Source organism: Streptomyces barringtoniae (assembly GCF_020819595.1).
GTDB classification, from domain to species: Bacteria; Actinomycetota; Actinomycetes; order Streptomycetales; family Streptomycetaceae; genus Streptomyces; species Streptomyces barringtoniae.
Map to the genome: position 1 here is coordinate 77,072 of NZ_JAJHNP010000014.1, position 15,799 is coordinate 92,870.

At 71.3% G+C, this 15,799-nt stretch carries 12 protein-coding genes and 3 pseudogenes; 5 read left to right on the plus strand and 10 right to left on the minus strand.

Features of this window, described 5'->3' with window-relative positions; translation table 11 throughout:
* Positions 1–48 precede the first annotated feature (48 nt).
* Entirely contained in the window at positions 49–924 is an 876-nt protein-coding gene (locus LMU33_RS24855; RefSeq protein ID WP_228622830.1) for a universal stress protein, read from the minus strand.
* A 195-nt stretch (positions 925–1,119) separates the two neighbouring features.
* Here LMU33_RS24855 and LMU33_RS24860 point away from each other — a divergent pair, with 195 nt between their 5' ends.
* Complete coding sequence (locus tag LMU33_RS24860) at positions 1,120–1,800, plus strand: CBS domain-containing protein (protein WP_228622831.1); 681 nt, start codon at positions 1,120–1,122, stop codon at positions 1,798–1,800.
* Between the two features lie 4 nt (positions 1,801–1,804).
* Here LMU33_RS24860 and LMU33_RS24865 read toward each other — a convergent pair.
* Positions 1,805–2,680 (minus strand): annotated as a pseudogene (locus tag LMU33_RS24865) (DUF1918 domain-containing protein).
* A gap of 116 nt (positions 2,681–2,796) precedes the next feature.
* On the opposite strand from LMU33_RS24865, the gene LMU33_RS24870 reads away from it, so the two are divergent.
* Positions 2,797–3,474: a CBS domain-containing protein gene (locus LMU33_RS24870; protein WP_228622832.1), complete on the plus strand. Its 678-nt coding sequence runs from the start codon at positions 2,797–2,799 to the stop codon at positions 3,472–3,474.
* 115 nt (positions 3,475–3,589) lie between these two features.
* On the opposite strand, the gene LMU33_RS24875 is transcribed toward LMU33_RS24870, so the two are convergent.
* On the minus strand, positions 3,590–4,408 hold the full coding sequence (locus LMU33_RS24875; protein WP_228622833.1) for a universal stress protein: 819 nt from the start codon (positions 4,406–4,408) through the stop codon (positions 3,590–3,592).
* 197 nt (positions 4,409–4,605) lie between these two features.
* On the opposite strand from LMU33_RS24875, the gene LMU33_RS24880 reads away from it, so the two are divergent.
* From LMU33_RS24880 to LMU33_RS24890, 3 genes are all read left to right on the plus strand, one after another.
* Complete coding sequence (locus LMU33_RS24880; protein ID WP_228622834.1) at positions 4,606–5,475, plus strand: universal stress protein; 870 nt, start codon at positions 4,606–4,608, stop codon at positions 5,473–5,475.
* A complete protein-coding gene (locus tag LMU33_RS24885; protein ID WP_249814208.1) occupies positions 5,468–7,036 on the plus strand; it encodes a bifunctional aminoglycoside phosphotransferase/ATP-binding protein in 1,569 nt (522 codons plus the stop codon). The genes LMU33_RS24880 and LMU33_RS24885 overlap by 8 nt, the downstream gene beginning before the upstream one ends.
* Positions 7,037–7,113: 77 nt before the next feature.
* Positions 7,114–8,142, plus strand: coding sequence for an alcohol dehydrogenase catalytic domain-containing protein (locus LMU33_RS24890; protein ID WP_228622835.1), 1,029 nt, complete (start codon positions 7,114–7,116; stop codon positions 8,140–8,142).
* Between the two features lie 64 nt (positions 8,143–8,206).
* Here the strand turns inward: LMU33_RS24890 and LMU33_RS24895 are convergent, their stop codons facing one another.
* The 7 genes and pseudogenes from LMU33_RS24895 to LMU33_RS24935 all read right to left on the minus strand — a co-directional run bounded on the left by LMU33_RS24895 (position 8,207) and on the right by LMU33_RS24935 (position 15,205).
* Complete coding sequence (locus tag LMU33_RS24895; RefSeq protein ID WP_228622836.1) at positions 8,207–8,470, minus strand: acyl carrier protein; 264 nt, start codon at positions 8,468–8,470, stop codon at positions 8,207–8,209.
* 5 nt (positions 8,471–8,475) lie between these two features.
* A complete protein-coding gene (locus LMU33_RS24900) occupies positions 8,476–10,029 on the minus strand; it encodes a dihydrolipoamide acetyltransferase family protein (RefSeq protein WP_228622837.1) in 1,554 nt (517 codons plus the stop codon).
* A 1-nt stretch (position 10,030) separates the two neighbouring features.
* Entirely contained in the window at positions 10,031–11,110 is a 1,080-nt protein-coding gene (locus tag LMU33_RS24905; protein ID WP_228622838.1) for an alpha-ketoacid dehydrogenase subunit beta, read from the minus strand.
* Positions 11,107–12,132 (minus strand): pyruvate dehydrogenase (acetyl-transferring) E1 component subunit alpha, encoded by a 1,026-nt coding sequence (gene pdhA / locus LMU33_RS24910; protein ID WP_228622839.1) that lies wholly within the window; start codon positions 12,130–12,132, stop codon positions 11,107–11,109. The genes LMU33_RS24905 and pdhA overlap by 4 nt, the downstream gene beginning before the upstream one ends.
* Positions 12,129–13,883: pseudogene (gene acsA / locus LMU33_RS24915) on the minus strand (acetate--CoA ligase); the annotation flags it as partial. The pseudogene acsA and the gene pdhA, both read right to left, overlap by 4 nt.
* Positions 13,884–14,088: 205 nt before the next feature.
* Positions 14,089–14,842, minus strand: a pseudogene (locus LMU33_RS42220) (hemerythrin domain-containing protein); the annotation flags it as partial.
* A 111-nt stretch (positions 14,843–14,953) separates the two neighbouring features.
* The gene (locus LMU33_RS24935) at positions 14,954–15,205 is read right to left on the minus strand and encodes a hypothetical protein (RefSeq protein WP_228622841.1); all 252 of its coding nucleotides are present in this window, start codon (positions 15,203–15,205) and stop codon (positions 14,954–14,956) included.
* Between the last annotated feature and the right edge of the window lie 594 nt (positions 15,206–15,799).

The window sequence follows — 15,799 nt, forward strand, 5'->3', positions numbered from 1 at the left end:
TTCCCTCTCCTTCGCGGGCTGTGCCGGCCCAGGTGCCCGCGGCGGGCCTCAGACCGGCTGGGGGACGACGGCGACCGGGCAGTCGGAGTGGTGCAGCAGGGTGTGGCCGACCCGGCCGAGCTGCAGACCGAAGTGGCCGTGCCGGCGCTGGGCACCGACGACGATCAGGTCCGCTTCGGCCGATTCCCGCAGGAGGACCCGGTGGGCGGTGCCCTCGACCGCCTCGCGACGGACATCGACCTGAGGGTGCTCTCGTACCGCCTCGCGCAGGGCGTCTTCGAGGCTGGTCGCGGCCCGCTCCTCGCGGAGCCGGGCGGCGTCGTCAGCGATCAGCATGTGGTCCACGGGTTCTTGTGACGGATTGCGCCAGGCCCGTACGGCTGTCAGGGCACAGCCGCGCACCTCGGCTTCCCGGACGGCGAACCGTACGGCCGCCGCACCACCGGACGCGTCACCGACCCCCACCACCACGCGGCCGTAGGCTCCCCGGCGGTTGGCTTCCGCGCCCCGGATGACGACGACCGGGCAGACGGCGCGGGCCGCGACCGCGAGGCTGACGGATCCCAGCAGCATCCCGGCGATCTCGCCGCGCCCACGTGACCCCGTGACCAGGGCGAACGCCTCGGGCGCCGTCCGTAGCAGCGCGGATACGGCGTCCTCCGGCAGCGCCTTGCCGGACACATTGACCTCGGGATTGCGTCGCCGGGCCCGTTCCACGCACGACGCGACGATGTGCTCCGCCATGACCTCCTCGGCCGGACGGTCGGTGCTGAAGGACGGTTGGGCTCCCTCGTACAGCTCCCAGAGAGAGGCATGGACGAGATGGAGGGGCAGACCGTGCCGTGCCGCCTCGTCCACGGCCCAGTCGACCGCTGCCAGACTGGAGTCCGATCCGTCGACGCCCACGACCAGTGGGAGTTCCATAGCCGTCACCGCCTTCTCGCCCGGCTGCCGAGGTCCTCCTGTGAATACCGTCGCACTGCCTGCCCGGCGCCGCGACACGCCACCGGGTCCCGTTGCCAGGGCGGCTCTCCGGCCGGTTTGCGACCTGTCAGGTCATGGTGATGCTTGAGGCATCGGCCGAGCCGGGTTCCCCGGCCGCCTTTCGAGGACCGAGACATGCCCGTCACTGTTGCGCACATCGTGAACGATGTGATGACCACGCCCGCGGTCGCCGTCGGGCGCGACGCGCCGTTCAAGGAGATCGTGCGGGTCATGGACGAGCGGCACGTGAGTGCCGTGCCGGTCGTGAACGGCGAAGGGCGGGTCGTCGGCGTGGTGTCCGAGGCCGACCTGCTGCCCAAGGAGGAGTTCCGGGATCGCCGGCCCACCCGCTCCGAGCGCATGCGACTGCGGTCCGACCTGGCCAAGGCGGAAGGTGTGACCGCTGAGGAGGTGATGAGCGCGCCCGCTGTCACGGTCCGCCCGAACGACACCCTGGCCCGGGCAGCGCGCCTCATGGCCGTGCACCACGTCAAACGGCTCCCCGTCGTCGGTGCCGAGGACGGATTGCGCGGCATCGTCAGTCGTGGCGACCTGTTGCGGGTCTTCCTGCGGTCGGACGAGGACATCGAGGAGGAGGTCCGCCGTACGGTGGTGTCCTACCTGTTCCCCCTGCACGCCCACGCCATTCACGTGTCCGTGCGGGACGGCGTCGTCAGGCTCCGCGGGCCCGTCCACGACACCTCGCTCATCTGGGTCGCCGAGCGCCTCGTGAGCGGGTTGGAGGGCGTGGTGGGCGTCGAATCACGACTGCGCGGCGAGGGTTTCGGACCGGACAGCCCTGCGTCCGGGCCATGACCGGCTACTGATCGGCAGGGGTGATCCGGCGGCCCGTGTGGTTGGTGGGTTCGATCGACACCCACATTCCCGCGCTCGCCGCCCGCCCACTGCGTGGTGTGCGCGCGTTGGGCGAGCCTGCGTACCGCCTCGGGGTCCGGTACCACACGTGCCGGTGCGACGGCGAGCACGCTCCGGCTCTGGCTCAGGGCGTCGTCCACGTGGTCGACCTCGAAGGCGACCTCCCTCTCCGCTGCCGCCGCCGTCACGGATTCGGGCGCGGTCCGGAAGATGATGGCGTCATCGACGCATGCGTAGTTGACCGGGACGACCGCCGTGCGGCCGTCGGCCGTCGACACCGCGATCCGCGTCCCGAAGCCGGGGGTGCAGCAGTGCGTGGCCCTGACCGGGCGGGAGATCCATGCCTCCGCCACGCAGTGCGGCGACCGAGGTGCCCAGCGCGTCGGCCGGTCTGATGAGCGTCGCCAAGGCCGGATCGGCGGGCTGTTGCTCCGGGTAGGCCAGTAGTAGGGCGACATTCGCGCGCGGCCGACCGTCTCCTCCCGGCTGAGACCCCGCCTACGGCGTTCGACGGCCGCGCGCCGGCCGACGTCACCTGGACTGCCCGTCCCGGCCGGCCTGGTCATCGTGGACGCGGTCGCCGCCTCGCCGGTTGCCGGCGGCGCCTCGCCCGCCCCCCGGGGGGGCTGCTCGTACTCGAGATGGCGGATGTGGGCGTCCGGCCCGGGAAACACCAGCGTCATGTCGTGGGTGTCGGACCAGCGCACGTCGTAGGGGGTGTGCCGTCGTCGTGGGGGAGTCCGACGATCTCGCCGACGCGCCTGGCGTCGCCGGCCGCCGGCCTCTCGATGACGAGGTGGTCGCCGAGGTGCGCTCGCATGATCGCCGCCCTCTCCTCAGAATGGTGCTGTATCCAACCTGCCACGCGGGCCGCACTGCCGCACGGGGCGGCGGCCTCGTATCCGCGAGGTGGGTGTCCCGCACCCGGGAGGCACCATGCATCACCGAACAGTCGAGGAGCTCATGTCCCGGGATGTCGTCCGGGCACGGCCCGACACGCCGTTCAAGGAGCTCGTCAGGCTGCTGGAGGAGAACGACGTCACCGCCGTACCCGTGGTGGACGAGCTCGGCCGTCCGATGGGCGTGGTGTCCGAGGCCGATCTACTGCGCAAGAGCGCCGACCAGGCCGACCCGACCGGTAGGACCCCCATTCCGCATCTGGAGGCCTGGGAGCGGGCCAAAGCCGAGGGGTCCCGGGCCGAGGAACTGATGTCCGCTCCCGCGGTGTGCGCGCGGCCCGAATGGACCGTGGTCGAGGCCGCCCGCCTCATGGAAACCCAGAACGTCAAACGCCTGCCCGTTGTCGACGAGGCCGATCGGCTGCTGGGCATCGTCAGTCGCGGTGATCTGCTGCGGGTCTTCCTGCGCCGTGACGAGGCCATTCGCGAGGAGATCACCGGAGACGTTCTGCGGCGCACCTTGGGGCTCGATCCGAGGGACGTGACCGCGGAGGTCCGCGACGGGCGGGTCGCCCTTGCGGGCACCGTGGAGCACAGGAGTCTGATCCCCGTCATCGAGCAGTTGTGCCGGGGCGTCGACGGCGTGGTCTCGGTCACCGCACAGATCACGTCCCGGACGGACGGCGCCCGGGACACACCTACTGGGACCCCGTAAAACGACTGGGATTCACCGGGGTTGTCCGGCGATCTGCCGGATGCTGTGCCGAGCCGAAGGTTCCGGGCCACCGCCGGGCCCTGGAAGCCGGTGCTGCGGCCAGGTTCTGCGGCGGTCACATCTGGGGTACGACGGCCACGGGACACGGCGCGTGATGCAGCAGTGCGTGGTTGATCAGGCCGAGTTGCAGCCCCGGATGCCCAAGTCGTCGCCGAGCACCCACGATCAGCAGATCTGCGGTCGACGCGGCCTCCAACAGCGCCTGGCGCGCCGGTTTCTCGATCAAGCGCCGGCTCACCGCGGCGTCGCCGTACCTTTCCGCAGGCCGGCGCAGAGCGTCGTCGAGCACCTGCGCCGGGGGACGCCGGTGGGCCTCCAACTGCCACGAGGGTGCCTGTGGTGTCGTACAGGCACCGGACGGTGCGCTCCAGGCGTGCACGGCCTCGAGTCGGCAGCGCCGCACTTGGGCCTCGCGCACCGCGAAGTCCACGGCCGTGCCGCTGCCCTCCCCGTCCTCGACACCCACGACGACGCTTCCGAACCGGGCAGCGCGGTGCTCCGAACTGCCGCGGACCACGACCACCGGGCAGTCGGCGCGTGCGGCCACGGCGAGGCTGACCGAGCCGAGGAGCATGCCGGAAAGATCTCCGAGTCCCCTGTTCCCCAGTACCAGCGCGAAGGCATTACGCCCCTTGCCGACCAGGGCGGAGGCCGCGTCATCGTGCGACACCTCGCTGGACAACCGCACCGCTGGAGCGCCCTCTCTGGCGCGCGCCGAGGCAGCGCTGATCACGGCGGACGCCTCCTGTTCACCGGCCGCCGCGTGCAGCAGGTGGAGCGGGATCCCGTGCCGGGCCGCCTCGTCGGCGGCCCAGTCGACGGCCTCAAGGCTCGTCTCGGATCCGTCGACGCCCACCACCAGGGGAATCGTCACCGCGCCTGTCTCCTCTCCTGCCGCCCGCCCCGCTTTCGCGCCCGCCCCCGAGGTCCACATGCGCCGTGGCGAGGACCGGGAGATCCTCGAAGGGGAGAAACTCGCCGCTCCCGGTATGCAGGCGATGTCCGGACCGTTCACACGATCGGACTCGTTCGCCGTCCCTTCCAGCTTCTTACGAGACGGAGACCGCCGCCATGCAACCAGTCGTCACCGTGGGCCTCGACGGCTCGCCCGAGAGTCTCGCCGCCGCCCGTTGGGCCGCCGATGAGGCCGGGAGGCGAAAGCTCACTCTCCGGCTACTGCACGCGTGGCCGATGCTTGCCCCGGAACCGGCTCGTCTTCCCGCGGAACTCGATCAGAACTACTGGGCGAAGCATCTTGTCGACACAGTGCAGGCGGAACTCCGGACAGGCCACCCGGGCCTGGCCATCGGCAGGAACCTGGTCGCCGACGACGCCCAGCACGCCCTGCTCCAAGCGGCCTCCGAGTCGGAGATGGTCGTCCTGGGCTCCCGAGGACTCGAGCCCGTCGAGAGCTACTTCCTCGGGGACGTCAGCATGCCCGTTGTGGCACGGGCCGAGCGGCCCGTGGTGCTGGTGCGCGCCGAACTCCGGGACGAGGGGAGACCAGCCACGGCGGCGAGCCGTGTCGTTGTGGCCCTGAAACTGCACGGATCGTCGGACGACCTACTCGATTTCGCCTTTCATACCGCTGCGGCCAGGGACGTTCCTGTCCTCGTCGTCCACGGCCGCAGCGTGCCGCTCAGCGCACGTACGCCCTGGGGAGTGGACCACGGCTTCAGCGAGGAGACGACCCGGGACGCGCACGAGCAGGTGAGCAGAGCGCTGCAGCCGTGGCGGGAGAAGTACCCGCAGGTGGACGTGGCCGACAGCATCCGTCTCGAAAGCCCCGCCAAGGCCGTCGTACGAGCCGCGGAGGGCGCCTCACTGCTGGTCGTCGGCCGACGCCGGCACCGTACCGGTCTGGCGCCCCACCTCGGTCCGGTGGCGCAGGCCGCCGTCCATCATGGACGCTGCCCGGTCGCCGTGGTTCCTCATGACTGAGCCCGGTCACCACGAGCCGCGTGCCGACGTGTCCGCTCTGCGGCCGAGTGCTCCGCACGACGGGGAGCCGCTGTCGCGCGCTGCGGTGTGCGAGACCCACACCGCGACGCTGTTCTTCGTCGGCGACCGAGCCTACAAGCTCAAGAAGCCGGTCGATCTGGGATTCCTGGACTACACCACGGTCGCTGGCCGCCGAGCCGCATGCGAGCGCGAAATAGCCCTCAACCGCCGGTTCGCCCCCGACGTCTACGTGGGGCTCGGTGAGTTCCGCAGTCCCGATGGGGAGTCACCTGAACCACTCGTGGTGATGCGTCGCATGCCGGAGGAGCGCCGCCTCTCCCATCTCGTAAGGGCGGGGGCTGTTGTGGACGACGTCCTTCGCACCGTCGCCCGGCAACTGGCGGCATGGCACGCGCACGCGCCCCGTGGCCGCGACGTGGACGAGCAGGGCACGCGGGATGCGCTGTCGGCACGATGGGAGGCGAGCTTCTCGCAGGTCCAGACACTGGCCGCGGACGGCGCCGTGCCCGACTGCCTGACGGAGATCGAGGGGCTGGTGCGCCGCTATCTCGCAGGTCGCAAGCGGTTGTTCGACGCCCGTATCGAGCAGGGGCGGGTGATCGACGGCCATGGCGACCTGCTCGCCGAGGACGTCTTCTGCCTCGACGACGGTCCCCGGGTCCTGGACTGCCTGGAGTTCGACGACCGCCTCCGCTACGTCGACGGCCTCGACGACGCCGCCTTCCTTGCCATGGACCTGGAACAGCTCGGGGCCCGGGAGGCCGCGGCGTACTTCCTCGCCCGGTACGGCGAATACTCCGGGGATCCCGCGCCCTCGTCTCTGTGGCACCACTACGTCGCCTACCGCGCCTTCGTCCGGGCCAAGGTCTCGGTGATCCAGGCCCGGCAGGGCGCGCCCGGCGCCGAAGCCGCGGCGCGGCGGCTCGCCTCCATGGCACTGCGCCACCTGCGCACCTCCGCTGTCGGCCTCACCCTCGTCGGCGGACTGCCGGGCAGCGGGAAGTCCACCCTCTCCGGAGCCCTGGCCGACCGGCTGGGGGTCACCCTGCTCAGCAGTGACCGCATGCGCAAGGAACTGGCGGGCATCCCGGCGGAGCAGTCCGCCGCGGCGGGCTACGGCGAAGGGCTGTACACGCCCGAATGGACGGCCAGGACCTACGCCGCGCTGCTCGACCGCGCGGCCGCACTGCTTTCCTCCGGTGAATCGGTGGTCCTCGACGCCACCTGGTCCGACGCCGCACAGCGCGAAGCAGCTCTGCGCCTGGCCGACCGAACCAGCGCCGACCTGGTGGCCCTCCACTGCCAGGTGCCGGGCGAGCTGTCGGCGGCTCGCCTGAGCACGCGCGCCCCGGGCGTCTCCGACGCCGGTCTCGGCATCGCCACCGCCATGGCTGCCAAGGAGCCGCCGTGGCCCGAGGCCGTCCCGGTCGACACCAGTGGCGCGCTGGAGTCCGCGGTGGCCCAGGCGCTGGCGGCCGTATGCCCGTGGGGCAGCGGTCAGGCACCGGTCTTCCGCCGCCCGTACATGGAGCCGGACTGAGCTGTTGCGAGTGGCCGTGTTGCCCGGGTGCGGTGCGGGGGTGACCGTGGAGGTGGGGGAGCGAGGGAGTAAACGCGGTGCGAGCGCTCGTCTACCACGGCCCGGAACACACCTCCTGGGACACCGTCCCCGATCCGGTGATCGAGGAGGCGACCGACGCGATCGTCCGGGTCGACGCAACGACCGTCTGCGGCACCGATCTGCACATACGGCGGGGCGACTTCCCCGAGGTGAAGCCGGGGACGGTCCTCGGTCACGAGGCCGTCGGCGAGGTCGTCGACGTCGGTGAGCAGGTCCACCACCTGCGCCCCGGCGATCAGGTGATCGTGTCGTCCGTCTCTGCCTGCGGTGACTGCGCGGAGTGCCGCGACGGCAGGTACGGACAGTGCCGTGGGGGTGGCGGATGGATCCTGGGCAGTCTGATCAACGGCACCCAGGCCGAACTGGTGCGTGTGCCGTTCGCCGATCACTCCACCACCCGACGGCCCCCGGACCTTCCACCCGTTGACGCCGTACTGCTCGCCGAGCTCCTCCCCACCGCCTACGAGGTCGGGGTCCGCAACGGACACGTCGGCCCGGGAGACACCGTCGTCGTGGTGGGCGCCGGCCCCGTCGGTCTCGCCACGGTGGTCGTTGCCCGGCTCTACTCGCCTCGCAGGATCATCGTCGTCGACCTGGCCGGCGCTCGGCTGGAGAACGCCAAGCGTGTGGGGGCGGATGCCGCCGAATCGCCAGGAACCATGATCGCCGACCTGTCCGAGGGGCCGGGGGCCGACGTGGTCATCGAGGCGTCCGGCGCCCCGGACGGTTTCGTGCTCTGCACGCGCGCCGTCCGCACGGGAGGGCACATCGCCAACATCGGCACCCACGGCAAACCGGTGTCACTGCATCTGGAGTCCCTCTGGCGCAAGAACGTGACGATCAGCACGGGCCAGGTCGACACGTCCTCCACGCCGTGGCTGCTGGAACTGTTGAGGTTCGGCCATCTGCCCGTCTCCCCGTTGGTCACCCACACGTTCGGCCTCGACCGGATGGAAGACGCCTATGAGGCGTTCGCGCGCGGCACCAGCACAGGCGCCCTCAAAGTGGTGCTGCAGCGGGAGTGAACGCGGAAGGAACGTGGCCGTGGGGCGTACCGGGCAGCCGCGGCCTCGGCGTGTCACAAGGTGGTCATGATCCCTGGCCGGTCCTTTCGACCAGGAACCGCGTCGTGTCGGACAGCGTGGTCAGGTCCGGGTAGTCCTCTTCGCCGATACGGACGCCCACCCGCTCGGACAGCAGCTCGACCAGGCTGAGGAAATCGAGCGAATCCAGTTCGAGCACATCGCGGAACTTGTCGTCCGGTTCGACCAGAGTGAAGTCGGCGTCGGGGATGATCTGCGTGATCGACTCCTTGATCAGCGACAGGGCCTCCGCGTCGTTCAGTGGCTTCATCTGACTCACAACTCCTCCGGTCTCTGCAGAAGTCGGTCGACCGCCGTGAGATAGCGCGCCCCCACCGCGCCGTCCGTGGCCCGGTGGTCGGCGGCCAGGGTCGCGGTCACCACCGGACGCACTCCGAGCATGCCGCCCGCGGCCCAGGGCCGCTCGACGACCGCGCCGAAGCCCACCAGGGCCACCTGAGGCGGGTGGATCACCCCGAACACGGCCTCCACGCCCTGGTCGCCCAGGCTGGTGACGGTCAGAGTGGCGCCGGCCATCTCGCTCCCGCGCAGCCGCCCTCGACGGGCTCGCTGTACCAGCTCCTTCAGACGGGTCATGAGGGCGTCGGGCGGCAGTGTGTCGGCGTTGTGGATCACCGGGGCGAGCAGTCCGCCCTGCCGGAGTGAGACCGCGATGCCCACATTGATCTCGGAGGCGGGGACGAATCCACCGTTCTGCCAGTAGCCGTTGAGTGCCGGCACCTCACGTGCCGCGACGGCGGCGGCTTTCAGGAGCAGGGCCGCCGGTACGAGTCGGTCGGCGGGCGTACGAGCGCGGTTGACCCGGCGGAGCCAGTCGTCGGCCGCCGTCAGGTCGATGGTGGTGGACAGGTAGTAGTGCGGGATCTCCCGCTTGGAGCGGCTCATGAGGTCGGCGATGGCACGGCGCATGGTGTCCGTACGGTCCTCCGGGCGGCTGTCTCTTCGTGCGGCGGCGTCCGGATGCTGGTCGCCGTTCAGCGGGCCTCGATCGGGTCGCTCGGGTCCGCTTCCTCTTCCTCCGGCAAGGGTGCGCATGGCCGTACGCACGTCCGCCGCCCGCACGGCTCCGCCGTCCCCGGTGCCCCGCACCGCCGCCAGGTCGACGCCGAGGTCTTGGGCGAGGCGCCGCGCGTACGGGGTGGCCCGCACTCTCGGGGCGAGGGGCGGCTGGGCGTGCTCCACGTCGGCACGTGTGATCCGGCCGCCCCGGCCGGTGCCGTGCAGTGTCGTCAGGTCGACACCGCGCAGCACGGCCAGGTGCCGTACGAGCGGACCGGCGCCGATCACCGAGTCGGCTCCACCGGACGGCTTCGGGGGCGCGGGTACGTGCTCGTCGGTCGGCTCCTTCCGGGATGCGGCGAGTGCCGGCTCCGGAGTCGCCTCGGGCTTGCGGGCCGCCTTCTTCCGAGGCGCCGGACGCTGGTGCCGTGCGGCCGGTGCCTGGTCGGCCGCCGCGCGCGTCAGCGCCTTGTTCAAGACGGCCTCCCCGGTCGGCTCGGCGGACCAGGCCGGGACCCGCTCCGCCCCGGCCGTCACCGGCCCGCCGGAGACGCCCGCCCGCACGTCCGGCACGGCTTGGTCCTCGATCAGCGCGAGCGGTGTTCCCACCGGTACCCGGGTCCCGGGCTCGACGAGCAGCCGCCCCACCGTCCCGGACTCGAAGCACTCGACCTCTATGGCGGCCTTGTCCGTCTCCACGACCGCCATGACATCGCCCTTGTGCACCCGGTCCCCGGGACTCACGAGCCACTCCTGCAGCAGCCCCTCGTCCATGTCCGCGCCGAGCGAGGGCATGGTGAACGCGGTCATCTCAGCCCGACCTTCCGGTCACCGGTTGCCGTTCCGCCCCGTTGGCTCCGGTCGGCACTGGTTCACCCACGGCGCGGTGCGCGGCTGCGACGATTCCGTCGACCTGAGGCAGCGCGGCCTCCTCCAGCCTGCGTGCGTAAGGTATGGGCACTTCGGCGCTGCACACCCGCTCTACGGGGGCGTCGAGGTCGTAGAAATGCTGTTCCGTGAGGCGCGCCGAGATCTCCGCGGCGAGGCTGCCGGTGCGCCAGCCCTCGTCGACGACGACGGCACGGTGGGTGCGCGCGACCGAGTCGCCGACGGTGGCGTCGTCCAGAGGGCGCAGCGTGCGCAAATCGATGACCTCGGCGCTGATGCCGCCGCTCGCGAGGTCGCCGGCGGCGGCCAGCGCTTTGGGGAGTGACCCGCCGTACGCGATCAGCGAGACGTCCGTGCCGGGCCGGCGGACGGCCGCGTGGTCGATGTCGACCGGCCCTGCGTCGGCGGGCAGGTCGCCCGAGACGTTGTACAGGCTGCCGTGCTCGAAGATCAGCACCGGGTCGGGGTCGGCGAGCGCGGGGGCCAGCATGTAGCGGGCGTCGGTGAGAGTCGCCGGGGCCAGGACACGCAGGCCGGGGATGTGCGCGTACCAGCCCTCGAGGCTGTGCGAGTGCTGAGCCGCGAGCTGTCGTCCCGCGCCCGTGGTCATCCGGATCACGATCGGTACGGGCAGTTGGCCGCCCGACATGTGCAACAAGGTCGCCGCGTTGTTGAGGATCTGGTCGAGGGCCAGCAGGCTGAAGTTGACCGTCATGATCTCGACGATCGGCCGCATGCCCGCCAGGGCGGCACCGATGCCGGCGCCGACGAACGCCGACTCGGACAACGGGGCGTCGCGGATCCGCTCGGGCCCGAACTCCTCCAGCAGACCGAGGCTGACACCGAAGCAGCCGCCGTACCGGCCGACGTCCTCGCCCATCAGGAACACCCGCTCGTCGCTGCGCAGCGCCTCGCGCATGGCCTCGCGCATGGCCTCCCGGTACGTCGTCTTCCGGTCGGAAGGCGCGGTGGCTTCGGCGACACGCGTGTGTGTCGTGGTCATGGCCGGGTCACCTCCACCGGGCTGGTGACGTACTTCAGCAGATCCTCGACGGGCTCTTCCGGAGCCTGTTCGGCCGCTTCCACGGCTGCGTCGATCTCGGCGGCCAGACGATCCTCCAAGGTGGTGCGGGCCTTGTCGGACAGCTCCTTCGCATCCCGCAGCCGCCGCGCGAGCCCCTCCACCGGGTCGCGTTCCTTCCAGTGCTCGATCTCGGCCTTGTCGCGGTAGCGGTCGGAGTCGTACATGGAGTGGGCGCGGAAGCGGTACGTGCGCATCTCCAGGAAGTGCGGCCCGGTTCCGGCCCGCACCCCTTCGGCGGCCCGCCGGGCGGCGTCCTCGACGGCGAAGACGTCCATGCCGTCTACGGCCCAGGAGACCATGCCGTACGCGGCCGCGCGCAGCGCGAGGTCCGTCTGGGCCTGGTGGCGGGCCAAAGCGGTGCCCATCGCGTACAGGTTGTTCTCGCAGACCAGCAGCAGGGGCAGTTGCCAGAGCGCGGCGAGGTTGGCGGTCTCGTGGAACTCGCCCTCGGCGAAGGCGCCGTCGCCGAAGAAGCAGCAGGTGACGCGGCCCTGGCCGGTCATGCGGTCGGCGAGGGCGAGACCGGCCGCGAGGGGGAGCCCACCGCCGACGATCGCGTTGCCGCCGTAGAAGCGGCGGCCGGCGTCGAACAGGTGCATCGAGCCACCACGGCCGCGGCTGCAGCCGGTGACCTTGCCGAACATTTCCGCCATGATCGCCTCAGCCGGAACGCCACGGGCGAGTGCGTGCCCGTGTTCGCGGTACGTCGACACGACCGCGTCGTCGTCCGTGAGTGCCTCGTTGACGCCGACGGCCACGGCTTCCTCGCCGATGTAGAGGTGCATGAAACCCCGGATGCGCGCCGCGCTGTACAGCTGCACACAACGTTCCTCGAACCGGCGGACGCGCAGCATGGACTCCAGCAGCGCCAGGCGATGTGCGTCCTGACGGTTCGGCCGGGCGGCGGGCCGTGGTGCGCGGGGGCTGCGTGTGGTGGTCATGCGGGCTGCTCCGTCCTCGCCGCGGAGGCGGCCTGCGGGGCGGAGTCCTCCAGGGTGGAGATGTCGCCCTCGGGCAGCCCGAGTTCACGGGCCCGCAGCAGGCGGCGCATGACCTTGCCGCTGCGGGTGTGCGGCAGGTGCTGGTCGAATTCGATCTCGCGGGGCGCCACCGCCGGGCCCAGCCGGCGCCTGGCGAAGGCCAGCAGATCCTGGCGCGTGGTGGTGGACGCCTCGAAACCCGGCCGCAGCGTGACGAACGCCTTGACGATGTTTCCGGCGACGGGATCGGGGCGGCCGATGACCCCGGACTCGGCGACCGCCGGATGCTCCATCAGAGCACTCTCGACCTCGAACGGCCCGATGAGGTGTCCTGCCGATTTGATGACGTCGTCGGCTCGGCCGACGAACCAGTACCAGCCGTCGGCGTCGCGCCGCACCAGGTCACCGGTGAGGTACCAGCCGTCAGCGAAGGCCGCCGCACTGCGTGGCTCGTCGTGCAGATAGCCGCGGAACATGGACGGCCAGCCGGGCCGGAGCGCCAGCTCACCCTCTACGCCGGGCTCCTCCAGTACGGTGACGCGCCCGCCGACGACCCCGGCCCGGCCGTCCTCCCCGCGCCGCAGCACCGCCGCCTCCACACCGGGCAGCGGGCGCCCCATCGATCCGGGGCGGATGTCGCAGCCGGCGAAGTTGGCGATCATGATGGCGCCGGTCTCGGTCTGCCACCAGTTGTCGTGCACCGGCAGCCCGAGCACGTCCCGCCCCCACACCACCGCCTCCGGGTTGAGCGGCTCGCCGACCGACGCGATGAACCGCAGCGCACTCAGGTCGAAGGAGCGGGGCAGGTCGTACGGCCCCGTCCTCGGCGTCGTGCGCATCAGCATGCGCAGAGCCGTCGGTGCCGTGTACCAGACGCTCACCCGCTGCTCGGCGAGGATCCGGTACCAGCGGCGGGCGTCGTAGTCGCCCCCGTCCACCACGACCGTCACTCCGTGCATGAGCGGGGCGACGATTCCGTAGGACATGCCCGTCACCCAGCCCGGATCCGCGGTGCACCAGAACACGTCGTCCTCGTGGAGGTCGAGGGCGTACAACGCGGTCATGTAGTGGGCGACGGCCGCCTCGTGCACGTGCACCGCACCCTTGGGGATGCCGGTCGTGCCGCTCGTGAAGTGCAGCAGGGCCATGTCGTGCGGCGAGGTCGGCCGGATCGTGAAGGTGTCGTCCGCGTCGGCCATCAGCGCGGTGAGGGACAGGGTGCCGGGCAGGTCGTCCGCCCCGTCGCCGACGATCAGTACGTGGCGCAGGGCGGCGAGTGCGCCGCGTCGCGCCGCAACCTTCCTGCGATACAGGTCCGCCGTGGTGACCAGGACCTGCGCGTCGCCCAGCGTCATGCGCTGGAACACCGGGTCGGGTCCGAAGGCGGAGAACAGCGGGCACAGGACACTGGTGTTCTTCAGCGTGCCGAGGACCACGGTGTACAACTCGGGGCAGCGCCCCAGCAGCGTCACCACCCGGTCGCCGTATCCGATACCGAGGCCGCGGAGCACGTTGGCGAACCGTGCCGTCGAGCGGGCCAGCTCCCCGTAGGTCACCGAGGTGACGGAGTCGTCCCGTCCCACACAGCGCAGCGCGACCGCTGTGGCCCGCTCCGACGCCGCGTGCCGGTCCACGGCCTCGTGCGCGATGTTCAGTCCCCGTCCACCAGGCAGTCCCTGCAGCCTGCGGCGTGCCGCCTGCCACGAAAAGCCCGCACACTCATTGTCCTAGTCGCGCAGATTGGGGGCGGTGCGCAGCGCGACGTCCTTCCGGATGGTCTCCCATGGCATGCCGGCCCCTCCTTCCCTCGGGCCCTTTTCGACCATCCGCCCGGCTCGCCCCGTCCGCACTGGGTCGAAGGGCCCCCGTCGGCGGCCGGACGGCTCAGATCCGCGTCATCCTTTTACTCGGGGGAGAGGCCCCCGCAAGTTGCAGGTGGGTGGCGATGCGGCGGGAGAGACGTTCCCTTTCGGTGTGGGCACGGCTCATGGCGGCGGTGGCCTCGGGTCCGCCGAGCGTGGGCGCGAGGGCCGGGTACAGCTCGTGCTCTTCGGCGTACTCGTGCGGGAGGAGCCGTTCGATGAGCAGCCGGTGGGCCTCCTCGACGGCTTCCAGGGCCCTGCGGGCCAGGGGAGTCGGAGAGTCGGTCGACGGTGTCGCGGACGGATTCGAGGACGTCCTGAAGCCCTTCGTGTTCGGCGGCGAAACGGTGGATGAGGGCCTCGGCAGGGGGAGCGAGGGGCAGCCACGCAGCCTGGCCGACTCGCGGGGCGCGCAGGGCGTTGAGGGTGACAGTGACGTCGATGCCCTCCTGGAGCAGCGCGCCGGCTGCGGACGGGAGCAGTCCGACAGCGGCCGCGGCCATGGCCGCCAGGGACATCAGCATGCCGCCGAGGGCGCTCTGGGCGGCGATGCGCCGCGCGCGTCGGGCGATGGCGACGGCGTCGGCGAGGCGGTCGACGCGATCGGTGGTCAGGATGATGTCGGCCGCTTCGGATGAGACCGTGGAGCCGCGTACGCCCGTGGCGATGCCGATATCTGCAGAAGCGAGGGCGGGCGCGTCGTTGACGCCGTCGCCCACCATCACCGTCACCGCGCGCTTGCCTTCCGCCCGTACGGCGGCGACCTTGTCGGCGGGGGAGAGCTCGGCGCGTACGTCGTCCAGACCGAGTGCGACGGCGTGCGGAGGGTGGTGCGTGTTCCAGCAAGGTACGCAGGTCGTGCGAGGCGCGTCGCTGGGCTGCGGCCTCCAGGGCGCGGCCGGTGGCCAGCATCAGTGCGATCAGGGCACCGGCAAGGTACTCGCGCACGGCCAGAGTGCCGCCGAGCGCGAGGCCGACGATGAGGTCCACACTGCGCGGCCCTGCCGCAGCGCGGCCAGCACCCATCCCACCGCGGGAACGAGGGCAAAGAGGGTGCCCACTTCCCAGCAGAGGCCGGCCAAGTCGCCGACGTCCATGAGCCAGGAGATGCCACCAGCGATCAGGGCCGCTGCGGCCACGGCCAGCAGGACGGGTTCGAGCCGCTGCGACACACCCGCCGCGATCGAGCGACGCAGTCGTGCCGTGAGGGAGGACCGGTCATTCCTGGCATACCCGGGTGCCGGGTGCGATGACTCTCGGGTCGGTCCTTCTTCATGACATCGCCGCACTGCGAGTACGCGCCAGGGGACGTTCGTTCCTGTTCCAGGGCCGACCGCCGACCGCATCCCGTCGCACTCGCCGCCCTCGGTGCGAGCGTGGCCGGAACGGACCGCCGCCGTCACGACCGGTGCGGTGCCGTTGGTCCTGTTCGCCGTCGAGGGCGTCACCATCCTCTTCCTGGGCCAACTCCGCACCCTTGTCGCCACGGGAGTCGCCGTCCTCGGCACCGGAGTGACGCTGGCTCTGCTCGGGCGCGGCACCGGTCCTCTTCCGGTGCTTCTGCTGCACATGGCCGGCTTCATCTGCTGGGCCGCCGTGATGGCCGTGCACGTCCTCGCCTACCTGTGGCGCCTGCCGCGCCTCATCGGCGCCGACCTGCGCCGCCGTCCCGCACGTCACGGGATCGCAGTCCCGCGACGCGCCGGCCGCTGGTGCCTGCCGGCGCCGTCGGTAGGCGCGGGCCTGATCGTCGCGCTCGCAGGGGT